This is a genomic window from Stappia sp. TSB10GB4 (assembly GCF_900185745.1).
Classification (GTDB): domain Bacteria; phylum Pseudomonadota; class Alphaproteobacteria; order Rhizobiales; family Stappiaceae; genus Stappia.
In genome coordinates this window covers 139,800-154,203 of record NZ_FYAV01000041.1, presented here as the reverse complement: position 1 = coordinate 154,203, position 14,404 = coordinate 139,800, and the positions used below count along the sequence as shown (strand labels likewise).

Sequence of the window (14,404 nt, the reverse complement as noted above, 5' to 3'; positions counted from 1 at the left end):
AAGCCGGTCGGACCCGTTGCGGCATCGGACCGGCCCCTCTTTTCGGTTCATGGTGACGGGCCGGCTACGGGGCGGGCCCGCATGTCGGAACACGTCGGCAGAACGTGACCGCTATATATGTTGGGCGCTTGCGCATCGCAAGGCTGGCGCGCCGGGCGCGCCCATCGTGCGCTCTGGCCGCGCTCTGGCCCCGGACCGCTGGGCCTGCGCCGGGAAACCGCGACGGCCGGCCGATGTTGCAATGCAGCGCAAACCTCCGTAGAAGTCCCATTACGTAGTCCGCCGAGGGGCGGCCCTGCATCCCTTGCGCCCTCCCGCGCCATTTTGCGGATGCGGCCGGACCCCTCTCGACCAGCAAACCATCTGCATGGCCGCGCCTGCCGCGCTGCCCGGCACCAGACCGGATGGCCCGATGTTTTCCCTGTCCTCCTATGCGCGGGACTGGACCGGCAATGTCCGCAAGGACCTCTTGGCCGGCCTCGTCGTCGCGCTCGCCCTCATTCCCGAGGCGATCGCCTTTTCCATCATCGCCGGCGTCGACCCCAAGGTCGGCCTCTATGCGTCCTTCTCCATCGCCGTGATCATCGCCTTCGTCGGCGGCCGCCCCGGCATGATCTCGGCCGCGACGGCGGCGACCGCCGTGCTGATGGTGACGCTGGTCAAGGAGCACGGCCTGCAATACCTGCTCGCCGCCACGGTGCTGGCCGGCCTGTTGCAGATCCTCGCCGGCCTGTTGAAGCTCGGCGCGGTGATGCGCTTCGTCTCGCGTTCGGTGATGACCGGCTTCGTCAACGCGCTCGCCATCCTGATCTTCATGGCGCAGATCCCGGAACTGATCGGCGTCACCTGGCTGACCTATGTGATGGTCGCCGCCGGCCTTGCCATCATCTACCTGTTTCCGCGCCTGACGACGGCAGTGCCCTCGCCGCTGATCTGCATCCTGGTGCTGACTGCGCTCACCCTGGCATTCGGGCTGGACGTGCGCACCGTCGGCGACATGGGCGCCCTGCCCGACACGCTGCCCGTCTTCCTGATCCCCGACATTCCGCTGACCCTCGAGACGCTGCTGATCATCCTGCCCTATTCGGTGGGCGTCGCGGCCGTCGGCCTGCTGGAATCGCTGATGACCGCCTCGATCGTCGACGATCTCACCGACACGCCGAGCGACAAGAACCAGGAATGCATCGGCCAGGGCATCGCCAACACGGCGACCGGCTTCATCGGCGGCATGGCCGGCTGCGCCATGATCGGCCAGTCGATGATCAACGTGAAGTCGGGCGGCCGCGGGCGCCTGTCGACCTTCGCCGCCGGCGCGATCCTGCTGTTCCTCATCGTCGTGCTCGGCGAGTGGGTCGGCCGCATCCCGATGCCGGCGCTGGTGGCGATCATGATCATGGTCTCCATCGGCACCTTCAGTTGGTCGTCGATCCGCAATCTCAAGGACCATCCGCGCTCCTCCTCCATCGTCATGCTGGCGACGGTGGCCGGCGTGGTGCTGACCCACAACCTCGCCATCGGCGTGCTGATCGGCGTGCTGCTGTCGGGTATCTTCTTCGCCTGGAAGATCGCGCAGATCTTCCGCGTCACCTCGACCCTGTCGGCGGACGGGCGCACCCGCACCTATGTTGTCGAGGGGCAGGTGTTCTTCGCCTCGGCCGAGGCCTTCACCAAGGCCTTCGACTTCCGCGAGGTGCTGGAAAAGGTGATCATCGATGTCGGCCGGGCGCATATCTGGGATATCTCGGCGGTGGCCGCGCTCGACATGATCGTGCTTAAGTTCCGCCGCGAGGGCGCCGAGGTCGAGATCGTCGGCATCAACGAGGCGAGCGAGACCATCGTCGACCGGCTCGCCATTCACGACAAGCCGGGCGCGCTCGACCGCCTGATGGGCCATTGAGCCGAGCGGAGGACACCCCATGACCAAACTGATCGCGCTGGTGGACGGCTCCGTCTATTCCCGCAGCGTCTGCGAGCATGCCGCCTGGATTGCGGCACGCGCCGGCGAGGGCGCCCGCGTCGAAGTGCTGCATGTGCTCGGAAGGCGCCAGGCCGAGGGCGGGGCGGCGAACCTCTCCGGCAATATCGCGCTTGGCGCCCGCACGGCGCTGCTCAACGAACTGGCCGAGCTCGACGAGCGGGCGGCGAAGCTTGCCAAGGCGCGCGGCCGGGCGATCCTCGACGATGCGGCCAAGGTGCTGGACGAGGCGGGCGTCGCGGATGTCACGACGCGGCTGCGCTCCGGCGACCTGGTCGAGACGCTGGCGGAGATGGAGGCGGAGGCCGACCTCGTCATCGTCGGCAAGCGCGGCGAGGCGGCGGATTTCGCAAGGCTGCATCTCGGTTCCAACCTGGAGCGGATCGTCCGCGGCGCCCGCAAGCCGGTCTTCGTGGCGGCGCGCGGCTTCCGTCCGATCAAGCGCCTGCTGATCGCCTATGACGGCGGCACCAGCGCGCTGAAGGCCGTCGACCACATCGCCCGCAGCTCCATTCTCGCCGGGCTCGACTGCCACCTTCTGACGGTCGGCCAGGAGACGCCCGAGCTGCGCCGCAGCCTGGAGGGCGCGGCGGCGATGCTGAAGGGCGGCGGCTACCGCGTCACCGCCGACATGCGCCCCGGCCAGCCGGAGACGGTGATCGCGGAAGCGGTGGAAAAGGACGGCATCGACCTGCTCGTCATGGGTGCCTACGGCCATTCGCGCATCCGCTCGCTGATCATCGGCTCGACCACGACCGAGATGGTCCGCTCCTGCAAGGTCCCGGTCCTGCTGTTCCGGTGACCCGGCGCCGCGCACCCGGCGGCTGGCAAAGCCGCCGGGCTGCGATATAAGGCTGTGGAGCCGGGCCGGCGCGCCCGGACGGGACAGCGACAGCCAACGAGCAGCGAGCAGCGACAGATGAGCAGCGACACCGGAAACCTGGAACCGGACGATCTGGAGACCCGCGTCGCGGCGGGCGATCCCTTCGTGCTGTTCGGCGAATGGCTGGACCTGGCGAGCGCCAAGGAGCCGAACGATCCCAACGCCATGGCGCTGGCCACCGCTGGCACCGACGGTCTGCCGGACGTGCGCATGGTCCTGCTCAAGGGCTTCGACGAGAACGGCTTCGTCTTCTACACCAACACCCAGTCGCAAAAGGGCGGCGAACTGGCCGAGAACATGCAGGCCGCCGGCGTGCTGCACTGGAAGTCGCTGCGCCGCCAGGTCCGCTTTCGCGGCCCGGCGGAGTTCGTGACAAGCGAGGAGGCCGACGCCTATTTCGCCTCGCGGCCGCGCGACAGCCGCATCGGCGCCTGGGCGAGCCAGCAGTCGCGGCCGCTGGAAAGCCGTTTCGCGCTGGAAAAGGCGGTGGCGAGATACGCCGCGCGCTTTGCCATCGGCGAGGTGCCGCGCCCGGATCACTGGACCGGCTACCGCATCCGCCCGGTCTATATCGAGTTCTGGATGGACCGGCCGTTCCGCCTGCACGACCGCCACATCTTCCGCCGCGAGCGGCCCGAGGGCGGCTGGGTGACCGAGCGCTTCTATCCCTGAGCCGCGTCCTGCGCGCCGGCCGCGGCCGGCGGCACGGCGAGCACGTCGACCGTCGCGATCCGCAGCACTTCCATCGCCACCGATCCGACCACCAGCCCGGCAAGGCCGGTTCGGCCGCGCGTGCCCACCACGACGAGGTCGGCGCCGATCGCCCGTGCCCGGCTGCAGATGTCATGCGCCGGCAGCGTCTCGATATGGCGGACGACCTCGCCGGTCGGGGCAAGGCCGGTGTCCCTGACGAAGGTGGACAGCTCGCCCGCCGCGTTGCGGCCGACCTCGGCAAGATGCGCCCGCAGCTTCGGCGTCGAGATCGAGGACCGCAGCATCAGCCGGACTTCCGGCGCGTCGAACAGATACAGCACGGAAAGCTGCGCCCCCTGGCACAGGTCGAGGCCGGCGAGCCGCCGCGCCGCCTCTGCCGAACAGTCTGACAGGTCGGTGGCGAACAGGGCGTGGGCGTAGGCGGCGGCGGGGACGCCGTTCGCCATCAGCACCGGAACCGGGCTCGCGCGGATGATGCGCTCGGCCGTGGTGCCGAGGAACGTGTCCATCAGCGGCCGCCGGCGATGCGGACCGACGACGATCAGCCCCGCCTCCGCCTCCCGGGCCGCCGCGATCACCCCCTCGAAGGGGGCGCCGGTGACGACCCTTGCCTCGCAGTCGAGCCCGTCGACCTCGCGGAAGGTGCGCGCCTGCTCGGCCAGCAGCGCCGTCGCCGCCGCCATCTCGGCGGCGATCTTGCGCTCGGCCTGGTCGTCGTCGACGGTATGGACGAGGACGAGCCGGGCCCCGCTGCGCCGGGCGAGCAGCGCCGCGCGCCGCAGCGCCCGGTCGGAACGGGTGGAAAAATCCGTTGCGGCGAGGATCGTGGTCATCGGTGCGGGGCTCCCCTTCGATCTTTCCGGCCAACTTTGCGGCGATTTTTCCGGATCGGACGCAGGTCCGTCACGTCACCGGCTTACGCCTATATCGTCGCAGCGGGTCGGGAAAGCGATCCGGAAAACCACTTGACCAAAAACACCGGCAAAAAACAGCGGGCCAAAAACATCGGGCCACAACCGCGTGGCCGTAAACACCTGGAAAAAGCAGCGCTTCGCCCGCGTCCCTCCCGCCGCGGGCGAAGCCAATGGGATCGGCGCCCGGTCAGGCGGCGCGCATCCCCGACAGGAAGCGGGCGAGTTCGCCGCGCAGCGTCGCGGCCTGGCGCGACAATTCGCTCGACGCCTGCAGCACCTGGCCCGCGGCATGGCTCGACTCGTCGGCGGCCTGGGTCACCGTGGTGATGGCGTGCGAGACATCCGCCGTGCCGACCGAGGCCTCCTGCACATTGCGGGCGATCTCCTGGGTGGCTGCCGCCTGCTCTTCCACCGCCGCCGCGACGGCCGCCGAAATGCCGTTCAGCCGCTGGATCGTCTCGGCGATGCCGTTGATCGCGGTCGCCGATTCGGTGGTCGAGGTCTGGATCGCGGCGATCTGCCCGGCGATTTCGGTCGTCGCCTTGGCGGTCTGGTCGGCCAGGTCCTTGACCTCGGCCGCCACCACGGCGAAGCCGCGCCCGGCCTCGCCGGCGCGCGCGGCCTCGATCGTCGCGTTGAGCGCCAGCAGGTTGGTCTGGGCGGCGATGCCGGAGATCAGCTCGACGATGTCGCCGATCTTCTGGGCCGCGTCGGACAGGCTGTGCACCTTGGTGGCGGCGGCATTGGCATCCGTCGTCGCGACGGAGGACATCTGGTTCGACTGGTCCACCTGGCCGGCGATCTCGCGCACCGAGGCGGTCAGTTCCTCGGTGGCGGCGGCCACGGTCTGGACATTGGCCGAGGCCTCTTCCGAGGCGGCGGCGACGGCGACCGACTGATGCGAGGTCTGTTCGGCGCTGCCGGACATCAGCCGGGCCGAGGATTCCAGTTGCGCCGCTGCCGCCGACACCGATTCCACCACCTGGCCGACCGAGCGCTCGAACTCCTGCGCCAGTTCGGCGAGGGCGGCCCGCTTCTCGGTCTCCGCGCGGGCCTTCAGCGCCTCCTGCTCGCGAGTCATGGCGGCGTTTTCCATCGCCTGGTCGCGGAAGACGCCGGCGGCGCGCGCCACTTCGCCGATCTCGTCGCGCCGGTCCGCGCCGGCGATCTCCACCTCGGTGTTGCCGCGGGCGAGTTCGGTCAGCACGCCGACGATGCGGCCGAGCGGGCGCGAGATGCTGTTGCGGGCGATCCAGCCGGCGATGGCGGCGCCGATGAGGATCGCGGCAAGGGCGGTGACGACCACGTTGCGTGCCGCCGTCTGGGCATCGCTGGCCGCCTCCGCGCGCTGGCCCGCCATCATCTCGGCAGAGTAGCTGCTATAGACCTTGACCGTGTCGGTTACGGCCTTCTGCCCGTCCAGCGCCGCCGCCAGCGCGCCGCGGATCGCGGCCTCGTCGCTGGCGGCCGAGGCGGCCGTGTCGATCATCGCGCCGATGCGGGCGAAGTAGCTTTCCAGCGCCGCGCGGATCGCCTCCAGTTGCTCGCGCTGGCGCGCATCGGCGACCGCCGCCAGCTTCGGCAGGCGCTCGAGCATTTCCTCGGCGCGGCGGGCGCTCTCGGCCCGGAAGTCCTGCGCCTTGTCGCTCGCCTGCGCCAGTTGATAGGTCATGCGGCTGATCGCGATGATGTCGATGCGCAGGTCCATCGCCTCGCGGGCCGCCTCCTCGGAGGCGCCGACGGTGTTGAAGGAGCGGGTCAGGTCGTTGAGTTGCAGGAAGGCGACGGTCGCGATCCCGGCGGCGGTGAGCCCCATCAGGAGCACCACGGCGAGCATTTTCTGGACGATGGATGCATGCTTGAACATGAAAGCGGATCCTTGCGGCTTGGGAGGACCGGCGGGCGCCGATGCAAAGACCTGAGTTCGATAGCCGAAACCGCTTAACCGGGGTTTAAGCCGTAGGGGAATCGCGACAGTTTTTCTGAAGGAGTACCTGTAGAATCTACGGAATCTCTTTCGTGACAAAGTAGTTTCCGCTGCGGGTATGCGCATGTGCCAAAGTTGATCGAGGGCGGGGTGCGGCTGCGAAAATCACGCCGGAGAGGGCGCGCCGCGCGTTTTCCCGCCTCTCTGCTTCGCCGGCCGATTCCCTCCCCGCCGCAAAGCGACTAGGCTCCTCCCATGAACAAGGACGACCAGACGGTCGGGGTGCGCCTGCGCCTCGTCTTCGAACCCGACGCCGCCTTTGGCCCCGGCAAGGCGGATCTGCTGGAGGGCATCGCCGCGACCGGCTCGATCGCCGCCGCCGGCCGGCGCATGGGCATGAGCTACAAGCGCGCCTGGACCCTGGTCGAGCAGCTCAACGCCATGTTCGCCGCGCCCCTGGTGGAAAGCTCGCGCGGCGGGGCGAGTGGCGGCGGGGCGCGGCTGACGGAGGGCGGCGAGGCGGTGCTCGACCTCTACCGGGCGATGGAGGCGAAAGCCCGCGAGGCCGGCCGCGGCGAGATCGACGGCCTGCGCGCGCTGCTGCGCGAGCCGCCGGGCGGCTAGATGTCTCCGATTCATCGATATGTCCCGTTGGAAATAACGCTTGCGCGCCGGGCGTCGACAGGCGATATTTCCGCTCGACCATAACGCTTGCCGGGAGGGGCGCGCCGCCTGCCGGACGGGAGAGGGAGACCTGCCGATGACGTTCGCCTTTCTTCGATCTGGGCTGCGGCCGTCGGCCCTGCTGCTCGCCGCCACGCTGGCGTTGGCGGCCGGACCGGGCGCGGCCCGGGCGGACGACGTGCTGGTCTTTGCGGCCGCCAGCCTGAAGACCGCGATGGACCAGATCGCCCCGGGTTTCGAGGCGGCGACCGGCGACAGGCTGGTCGTGTCGCTGGCCGGCTCCTCCGCCCTGGCGCGACAGATCCAGGCCGGCGCCCCGGCGGACATCTTCATTTCCGCCAGCTCCGACTGGATGGACACGGTCGAGGCCGACGGTCTCGTCCAGGCGGGAACCCGGGTCGACCTGCTCGGCAACGTCATCGTGCTGATCGCCCACGGTCGGGACGCCTCTCCCGTCGAGATCACCCCCGCTCTCGACCTTGCCGCCTTGCTCGGCGACGGCCGACTGGCGATGGCGCTGGTCGACGCGGTGCCCGCCGGCATCTACGGCAAGGCGGCGCTGGAGAACCTCGGCCTGTGGCAGGCCGCCGCGCCGAAGGTGGCGCAGGCCGACAATGTGCGGGCCGCGCTGGCGCTGGTCGCCGCCGGCGAGGCGCCCTATGGCATCGTCTATGCGACAGATGCGGCCGCCGAGGACAATGTGACGGTCGTCGCCACCTTTCCCGCCGACAGCCATCCGCCGATCGTCTATCCTGCCGCGGTGATGGCGCAGAGCGGCAAGCCGGCTGCCATTGCGGCCCTTGCTTATCTGCGCGGACCGGAGGCCCGGGCCGCCTTCGAAAAGCAGGGCTTTGTCGTTCTGGGCGAGTGACGCGTTCGGGACGGGTGAACGGATCGGGGGCGGGGCCGCAGACGCATGGAGTATCTCAGTCCGCAGGAATGGAGCGCCGTCGCGCTGTCCCTGCGCGTCTCCTTCTGGGCAACGCTGGTCAGCCTGCCGCTCGGCATTCTCGTCGCCATGCTGCTTGCCCGCGGCAATTTTCCCGGCAAGCAGGTACTCAACGGCCTCGTTCACCTGCCCCTGATCCTGCCGCCGGTGGTCACCGGCTATCTGCTGCTCGCCACCTTCGGCCGCCGCGCGCCGGTCGGCAGCTTTCTCGCCGACACGTTCGGCCTGGTCTTCGCCTTCCGCTGGACCGGGGCGGCGCTGGCCGCCGGCGTCATGGCCTTTCCGCTGATGGTGCGGGCGATCCGCCTCGCCATCGAGGCGGTCGACCCGAAGCTGGAGCAGGCGGCCGGCACGCTCGGCGCCTCGCGGGCGATGGTGTTCCTCACCATCACCCTGCCGCTGATCCTGCCGGGCATCATCGCCGGCTCGGTGCTCGCCTTCGCCAAGGCGATGGGCGAATTCGGCGCCACCATCACCTTCGTCTCCAACATTCCCGGCGAGACCCAGACCCTGCCGTCGGCGATCTATGCCTTCATGCAGGTGCCCGGCGGCGAGGCCTCCGCCGCCCGGCTGGTCATGGTCTCGATCGTCGTGGCGATGACCGCGCTGCTGCTGTCGGAATGGGTGAGCCGGCTTGTCGCCCGCAGGATCCGCGGCGCATGAGCCTGTCCGTCGCCCTCCGCCACGCCTTTTCAGGCTTCGCGCTCGACCTCGCCTTCGAGGCGCCGCCCGGCGTCACCGCCCTGTTCGGCCGCTCCGGCTCGGGCAAGACCACGGTGGTCAACGCGCTGGCCGGGCTGATCTCGGTCGATGCCGGCCATGCCAGGGTCGGCGGCGAGACGCTGTTCGACACGAGCGAACGCGTCTTCGTGCCGCCGCACCTGCGCCGCATCGGCTATGTCTTCCAGGAGGCGCGGCTGTTTCCGCATCTCACCGTGCGCCAGAACCTCGGCTATGGCCGCTGGTTCGCCCGCCGTCACGGGGCGGAGGTCGCCGATATGGGCACCGTCGTCGAGATGCTCGGCATCGGCGCGCTGCTCGCCCGCCGTCCGGGCACCCTGTCGGGCGGCGAGCGCCAGCGCGTCGCCATCGGCCGGGCGCTGCTCAGCGGTCCGCGCCTCTTGCTGATGGACGAGCCGCTCGCCTCGCTCGACGAGGCGCGCAAGACCGAGATCCTGCCCTATCTCGAACGCCTCAGCCGCGAGACCAGGGTGCCGATCCTCTATGTCAGCCATTCGGTCGCCGAGGTCGCGCGCCTTGCCACCACGGTGGTGGCGCTCAGTGAGGGGCGGGTGGTGCGCTCCGGCACGCCGGCCGAGGTGCTGAGCGACCCGCAGGCCGTGCCGACGCTTGGCATCCGCGATGCCGGCGCGGTGATCGCCGCCACCGTCGCGGCCCATCATCCCGACGGGCTGAGCGAACTGGCGACCTCCGGCGGTCGGCTGCTGCTGCCGCATATCGCTGCCGCGCCGGGCACGCTGGTCCGCGTGCGCATCCATGCCCATGACGTGATGCTGTCGCTGGCGCCGCAGGAGGGCATCTCGGCGCTGAACCAGCTTCCCGTCGAGATCGTCTCGCTGCGCCGGGGCGAGGGGCCGGGCGTCGTCGTGCAACTGCGCTGCGGCAGCGACCGGCTGCTCGCCCGCGTCACCCGCCGCTCCGCCGAGGCGCTCGGCCTTGCCCCCGGCCTTGCCTGCCACGCCATCCTCAAATCCGTCGCGGTGGCGCAGGAGGATGTCTGGATCGAGGGCCGCGAGGGGCGGTAGGGAAAAACTGCGCGCCTATCCGCGCAGCTTCACTTCCTCGATCAGCCGGGCGATCGTCTCCTGCAGCAGGCCGGCGGTGCGCTCGTTGGTGAGATGGCCGTGGCTGTCGAAGGCGGACGCGGCATTGGGCACGGTCGCCATGTTGGGAATGACCAGCGCGCCGAGGCCGATCTCCAGGATGGTGCGCAGGCCGATCAGGCCGCGGATGCCGCCGAGCGCGCCGATCGAGGCGGCGCCGAGCGCGAAGACCCGGTTGCGGAAGGCGGCGGCCGGCGGCTCGCCCTTGTCCGACAGGCGCGAGACCCAGTCGAGCGTGTTTTTCAGCAAGGGCGTCACGGCGGTGTTGTATTCCGGCGAGGCGATGAACACGCCGTTGTGCTGCTGGAACACCGCCTTCAGCTTTCGGGCGTTCTCCGGCACCCCGGTGTCCGCCTCCAGGTCGCCGTCATAGATCGGCAGGGGATAGTCGGCGAGCGAGATCTGCGTCACTTTGGCGTCGGCCATTGCGGCGGTTTTGGCGGCCAGCGCGGCGAGCTTGGTGTTGTAGGATCCGGTGCGGATCGAACCGGAAAGGATGAGGATGCGGACGTCTTTCATGGAAACCCCTTATCGTCGGATGGCTGTGGAGGAGACGGCTGTGGACGAGTTGGCGCAGACGGCCTTGCATATATGTCGCAGGGCATCCCTGGCCAGTGGCCGCTCTGCGGAGGGGAGCGCCGGTCCTCTCCCTGGGCCGACGGGGCGGGCCCCGCGCCGATGACGATGGCGATCACCCGCGCGCAGTTCGACGCCACCTGCGCCGCCCTGCCGGCCGCGACCCATGTGGTGCAATGGGGCGGGGCCTCGGTGTGGAAGGTCGGCGGCAAGATCTTCGCGATCTGCTCCTCCTGGGGCGAGGGCGCGGACGATGCCATCGCCTTCAAATGCTCGGACCTCTCCTACCGCATCCTCACCGACCTGCCCGGCGTTGTGCCGGCGCCCTATCTTGCCCGCGCCTCCTGGGTGCAGGTCCGCGCCGGCGCGCCGCTGGCGGCCGACGACATCCGCGCCCATCTCGCGGAAGCGCACAGGCTGGTGGCGGCAAAGCTGACGCGGGCGAAACGGGCCGAGCTCGGGCTGTAGGTATAAACTCGTAATTCCGCCGGGAAACTCTCCGCCCGCCCGCCCGCCGCTGCGGCAGTTTCCCCGGATTTGACGGGAGCCGGCGGGGCTTTTCGTTGACATCACGCAGGTGCTGCTTGAAATACAGGCGCCGATCCTGTTGACATGTTTGACGCTTCCGTGCGGTCTTGCGCGACAACCGGAGCGTGACATGGGGTCGTTCCGAGTTTCCGTGGGAGGAAAGAATGAAGTTCAGGACACTCGCCGCCATCGCCGCAGCCGCCGTGATTGGCATGGGCACCGCCACCGCTCAGGACAAGACCGGCTGGCCGAACGAACTGACGATCGGCACTGCCAGCCAGGGCGGGACTTACTTCGTTTATGGCAACGGCTTTGCCAGCTATATTTCCGAGGCGCTCGGCCTCAACGCCACCGGCGAAGTGACCGGCGGTCCGGTGCAGAACGTGACGCTGGTCGAGACCGGCGATCACCTGATGGGCCTCGTCACCATGGGCCCGGCCTATGACGCCTGGATCGGCCAGTCCGAACTGGCGCCGGGGCTCGAGCACAAGTCGATCCGCGCGCTGTTCCCGATGTACCAGACGCCGTTCCAGGTGATCGCGCTGAAGTCCTCGGGCATCAAGTCGGTCTCCGACCTCGCCGGCAAGCGCGTCGGCGTCGGCCCGGCCGGCGGCACGCCCGGCACCTACTGGCCGCGCTTCATGGAAGCGGTCGGCGTCACCGCCAACATTTCCAATGCCGGCGCATCGGATGCGGCGAGCCAGCTCAAGGACGGCCTGATCGACGCCTTCGCCTTCGCGGCCGGCGTGCCGATCTCGGCCTTCAGCCAGCTCGCCGCCGAGAACGACGTGGTGATGTTCGGCCTGACCGAGGACGAGAAGGCCAAGGTGCTCGCCGCCTATCCGGCAATGGCGCCGCTGACGATCGCCTCCGGCACCTATGCCGGCCACGACTATGACCAGGAAACCGTCGCCCTGTGGAACTTCGCGATCGCCCATCAGGACATGCCGGAGAGCCTCGCCTACGAGATCACCAAGCTGGCGTTGGAGAACCCGGAGCGCATGGTGCAGATCCATGCCGCGGCCAGCGAGACGCTGCTGGAGAACTGGGACAAGAACACCTTCATGCCGTTCCACCCCGGTGCCGTGCGCTATCTCGAGGAGAAGGGCATCACCGTTCCCGACGAACTGAAGTGAGCCGGGACTAGCTCGAAAATCGCGGCGCGGGTCCCAGCGGGCCCGCGCCGCATGCATATCGGATGCAGGGCGGGAGGAGCCACCATGTCATCGAACTCGTCCATCGGCGCGGCGTCCGCGGACAGCGCCATGATCGCCAGCGGCGTCGACGCGGAAATCACTACGGGCAACCAGCGCGTGCCGACCGGGATTACCGGCAAGGTAATCATCGCTCTTTGCATCCTCTTCACCTCCTTCCATGTCGGGGTGATGAACCTCTATCCGCTCGAGACCTGGACCTACCGGCTGATCCATGTCGGCGGCGGTCTCGCCCTCGGCTTCCTGCTGTTTTCCTCGATCCTCTTCGCCGATGATGCGGCGCCGGGCAGGCGGGGCCTGTCGCGCGGTCTCTATCTGGCGCTGCTGGCGCCGGGGGCGCTCGCCGTCGCGGCCGCCTTCGTCCAGGCGGTCGGCTTCTTCGTCACCGGCGAGGGGGTCGGCCAGGCCGCGGCCAAGACCGCGCTGGTCGCAAGCTTCGGCTGGCCGCTGGTCGGCGGCACGCTCTGGCTGATCGCCATGAGCTGGGTCCTGCCGGATCGCCAGCGCGGCACGCTCGATCTCGCCGATGTGTTCCTCGCCCTCGCGGCGGTCACGGTGGCGATGTACATCATCTTCCACGCGCCGTTCCTGCGGCTGCGCGCCGGCACCGCGCTCGCCAAGGACGCGGACATGTTCGCCGCGATCGCCGGCGTGATCCTGATCCTGGAGATGACCCGCCGGCTCGCCGGCCTGGCGCTGGTGATCATCGCGGCGCTGTTCGTCATCTACAGCTTCGTCGGACCCTACTTGCCCGGCATTCTCAACCATCGCGGCTATTCGCTGTCGCGCTTCTTCACCTATATCTACACCGACCAGGGCATCCTCGGCCCGACGACCGCGATCTCCTCGACCTATATCATCCTGTTCGTCACCTTCGCCGCCTTCCTGCAGGCCTCGCGGGTCGGCGAATATTTCGTCAATTTCGCCTTCGCCGCCGCCGGCGGCGCGCGCGGCGGCCCGGCCAAGGTCGCGGTGTTCGGCTCCGGCCTGATGGGCATGATCAACGGCACCTCGGCCGGCAATGTCGTGTCCACCGGCTCGCTGACCATCCCCTTGATGAAGAAGGTCGGCTACAAGCCGCAGACGGCGGCCGCCGTCGAGGCCGCCGCCTCCTCGGGCGGCCAGATCCTGCCGCCGATCATGGGCGCCGGCGCCTTCATCATGGCCGAGATCACCGGCATCGCTTATGCCGACATCGTCGTCGCCGCGATCATCCCGGCCGTGCTCTACTTCATCTCGGTCTATTTCATGGTCGACCTGGCCGCGCAGAAGTTCGGCATGAAGGGCCTGCCGCGCGAGGAACTGCCGCAGTTCTCCAAGCTGCTGCGCCAGGCCTATCTCTTCGTGCCGATCTTCATCCTGATCGGCGCCTTGTTCTCCGGCTATTCGGTGATCCGCGCCGGCACGCTGGCGATGGCCGCCGCCGCCGTGGTGAGCTGGCTGACCCCCTACCGGATGGGCGTGAAGGAGGTGCTGTTCGCGCTGCAGATCGCCGCCAAGATGTCGCTGCAGCTCGTCGCCGTCTGCGCCGCCGCCGGCATCATCGTCGGCGTCATCGCGCTGACCGGCATCGGCACGCGCTTCTCCTCGCTGCTGCTCGGCCTTGCCGACCAGAACCAGGTGATCGCCCTGTTCTTCGCCATGGTCGTGTCGATCGTCCTCGGCATGGGCATGCCGACGACGGCGGCCTATGCGGTGGCCGCCTCGGTGATCGCGCCGGGGCTGATCCAGATGGGCATCCCGCCGCTCACCGCGCATTTCTTCATCTTCTACTTCGCGGTGATGTCGGCGATCACCCCGCCGGTGGCGCTGGCCGCCTATGCGGGGGCGGCGATCGCCCAGTCCGATCCGATGCGAACCAGCGTCGAGAGCTTCAAGATCGGCCTTGCCGCCTTCGTCGTGCCCTTCATGTTCTTCACCTCGCCGGCGATGCTGATGCAGGGGCACTGGTTCGACATCCTGCATGTCTTCATCTCCGCCGCCTTCGGCATCTTCCTGCTGTCGTCGGCGGTGCAGGCCTGGTTCTTCGGCCGGCTCAACGTCGTCTTCCGCCTCGTTCTCGGCGCGGCGGCGCTGGCGATGATCGCCGGCGGCTGGATCACCGACGCCATCGGCCTCGCCGCGGCGATCGGCGTATGGGCCGCTCAGAAGAAGCTGGTGACGCCGAAGACCCTGGCCCGCGGCCTGGATTGAGCG

Annotated in this window: 13 protein-coding genes; 10 read left to right on the top strand and 3 right to left on the bottom strand. The window is 69.0% G+C overall.

Annotation, left to right across the window (positions count from 1 at the left end):
• The first annotated feature begins 412 nt into the window (after window positions 1-412).
• The 3 genes from TSB10GB4_RS08940 to pdxH all read left to right on the top strand — a co-directional run bounded on the left by TSB10GB4_RS08940 (window position 413) and on the right by pdxH (window position 3,530).
• Window positions 413-1,897: a SulP family inorganic anion transporter gene (locus TSB10GB4_RS08940; protein WP_186395455.1), complete on the top strand. Its 1,485-nt coding sequence runs from the start codon at window positions 413-415 to the stop codon at window positions 1,895-1,897.
• Between the two features lie 19 nt (window positions 1,898-1,916).
• Window positions 1,917-2,777, top strand: a complete 861-nt coding sequence (locus TSB10GB4_RS08935) for a universal stress protein (protein WP_186395454.1) — start codon at window positions 1,917-1,919, stop codon at window positions 2,775-2,777.
• A gap of 117 nt (window positions 2,778-2,894) precedes the next feature.
• Window positions 2,895-3,530 carry a pyridoxamine 5'-phosphate oxidase gene (gene pdxH, locus TSB10GB4_RS08930; RefSeq protein WP_186395453.1) on the top strand — a complete coding sequence of 212 codons (636 nt, stop codon included), beginning with the start codon at window positions 2,895-2,897 and terminating at the stop codon, window positions 3,528-3,530.
• On the opposite strand, the gene TSB10GB4_RS08925 is transcribed toward pdxH, so the two are convergent.
• Window positions 3,521-4,405, bottom strand: a complete 885-nt coding sequence (locus TSB10GB4_RS08925; protein WP_186395452.1) for a universal stress protein — start codon at window positions 4,403-4,405, stop codon at window positions 3,521-3,523. The two genes, pdxH and TSB10GB4_RS08925, sit on opposite strands and share 10 nt — an antisense overlap.
• 268 nt (window positions 4,406-4,673) lie before the next feature.
• On the bottom strand, window positions 4,674-6,353 hold the full coding sequence (locus tag TSB10GB4_RS08920; RefSeq protein ID WP_186395451.1) for a methyl-accepting chemotaxis protein: 1,680 nt from the start codon (window positions 6,351-6,353) through the stop codon (window positions 4,674-4,676).
• A 315-nt stretch (window positions 6,354-6,668) separates the two neighbouring features.
• On the opposite strand from TSB10GB4_RS08920, the gene TSB10GB4_RS08915 reads away from it, so the two are divergent.
• The 4 genes from TSB10GB4_RS08915 (at window position 6,669) to modC (ending at window position 9,812) form a co-directional block, all read left to right on the top strand.
• Entirely contained in the window at window positions 6,669-7,037 is a 369-nt protein-coding gene (locus TSB10GB4_RS08915) for a winged helix-turn-helix domain-containing protein (RefSeq protein ID WP_186395450.1), read from the top strand.
• Between the two features lie 136 nt (window positions 7,038-7,173).
• Window positions 7,174-7,968, top strand: coding sequence for a molybdate ABC transporter substrate-binding protein (modA, locus tag TSB10GB4_RS08910; RefSeq protein WP_186395449.1), 795 nt, complete (start codon window positions 7,174-7,176; stop codon window positions 7,966-7,968).
• 45 nt (window positions 7,969-8,013) lie between these two features.
• The gene (modB, locus tag TSB10GB4_RS08905; RefSeq protein ID WP_186395448.1) at window positions 8,014-8,709 is read left to right on the top strand and encodes a molybdate ABC transporter permease subunit; all 696 of its coding nucleotides are present in this window, start codon (window positions 8,014-8,016) and stop codon (window positions 8,707-8,709) included.
• Entirely contained in the window at window positions 8,706-9,812 is a 1,107-nt protein-coding gene (gene modC / locus TSB10GB4_RS08900) for a molybdenum ABC transporter ATP-binding protein (RefSeq protein ID WP_186395447.1), read from the top strand. Before modB ends, modC begins: the two co-directional genes overlap by 4 nt.
• A 15-nt stretch (window positions 9,813-9,827) precedes the next feature.
• Here modC and TSB10GB4_RS08895 read toward each other — a convergent pair whose 3' ends face one another.
• Window positions 9,828-10,409, bottom strand: a complete 582-nt coding sequence (locus tag TSB10GB4_RS08895) for an NADPH-dependent FMN reductase (protein ID WP_186395446.1) — start codon at window positions 10,407-10,409, stop codon at window positions 9,828-9,830.
• 159 nt (window positions 10,410-10,568) lie between these two features.
• Between TSB10GB4_RS08895 and TSB10GB4_RS08890 the strand changes: the two genes are divergently transcribed.
• The 3 genes from TSB10GB4_RS08890 (at window position 10,569) to TSB10GB4_RS08880 (ending at window position 14,401) form a co-directional block, all read left to right on the top strand.
• Entirely contained in the window at window positions 10,569-10,934 is a 366-nt protein-coding gene (locus tag TSB10GB4_RS08890) for an MmcQ/YjbR family DNA-binding protein (protein WP_371328882.1), read from the top strand.
• A gap of 224 nt (window positions 10,935-11,158) precedes the next feature.
• The gene (locus TSB10GB4_RS08885) at window positions 11,159-12,130 is read left to right on the top strand and encodes a TAXI family TRAP transporter solute-binding subunit (RefSeq protein ID WP_186395445.1); all 972 of its coding nucleotides are present in this window, start codon (window positions 11,159-11,161) and stop codon (window positions 12,128-12,130) included.
• A gap of 84 nt (window positions 12,131-12,214) precedes the next feature.
• Window positions 12,215-14,401 carry a TRAP transporter fused permease subunit gene (locus TSB10GB4_RS08880; RefSeq protein ID WP_186395444.1) on the top strand — a complete coding sequence of 729 codons (2,187 nt, stop codon included), beginning with the start codon at window positions 12,215-12,217 and terminating at the stop codon, window positions 14,399-14,401.
• The last annotated feature ends 3 nt before the right edge of the window (window positions 14,402-14,404 follow it).

Coding starts and splice junctions, on each gene's coding strand:
- TSB10GB4_RS08940 (WP_186395455.1), top strand. CDS start 413: ATGTTTTCCCTGTCCTCCTATGCGCGGGACTGGACCGGCAATGTCCGC.
- TSB10GB4_RS08935 (WP_186395454.1), top strand. CDS start 1,917: ATGACCAAACTGATCGCGCTGGTGGACGGCTCCGTCTATTCCCGCAGC.
- pdxH (WP_186395453.1), top strand. CDS start 2,895: ATGAGCAGCGACACCGGAAACCTGGAACCGGACGATCTGGAGACCCGC.
- TSB10GB4_RS08925 (WP_186395452.1), bottom strand. CDS start 4,405: ATGACCACGATCCTCGCCGCAACGGATTTTTCCACCCGTTCCGACCGG.
- TSB10GB4_RS08920 (WP_186395451.1), bottom strand. CDS start 6,353: ATGTTCAAGCATGCATCCATCGTCCAGAAAATGCTCGCCGTGGTGCTC.
- TSB10GB4_RS08915 (WP_186395450.1), top strand. CDS start 6,669: ATGAACAAGGACGACCAGACGGTCGGGGTGCGCCTGCGCCTCGTCTTC.
- modA (WP_186395449.1), top strand. CDS start 7,174: ATGACGTTCGCCTTTCTTCGATCTGGGCTGCGGCCGTCGGCCCTGCTG.
- modB (WP_186395448.1), top strand. CDS start 8,014: ATGGAGTATCTCAGTCCGCAGGAATGGAGCGCCGTCGCGCTGTCCCTG.
- modC (WP_186395447.1), top strand. CDS start 8,706: ATGAGCCTGTCCGTCGCCCTCCGCCACGCCTTTTCAGGCTTCGCGCTC.
- TSB10GB4_RS08895 (WP_186395446.1), bottom strand. CDS start 10,409: ATGAAAGACGTCCGCATCCTCATCCTTTCCGGTTCGATCCGCACCGGA.
- TSB10GB4_RS08890 (WP_371328882.1), top strand. CDS start 10,569: ATGACGATGGCGATCACCCGCGCGCAGTTCGACGCCACCTGCGCCGCC.
- TSB10GB4_RS08885 (WP_186395445.1), top strand. CDS start 11,159: ATGAAGTTCAGGACACTCGCCGCCATCGCCGCAGCCGCCGTGATTGGC.
- TSB10GB4_RS08880 (WP_186395444.1), top strand. CDS start 12,215: ATGTCATCGAACTCGTCCATCGGCGCGGCGTCCGCGGACAGCGCCATG.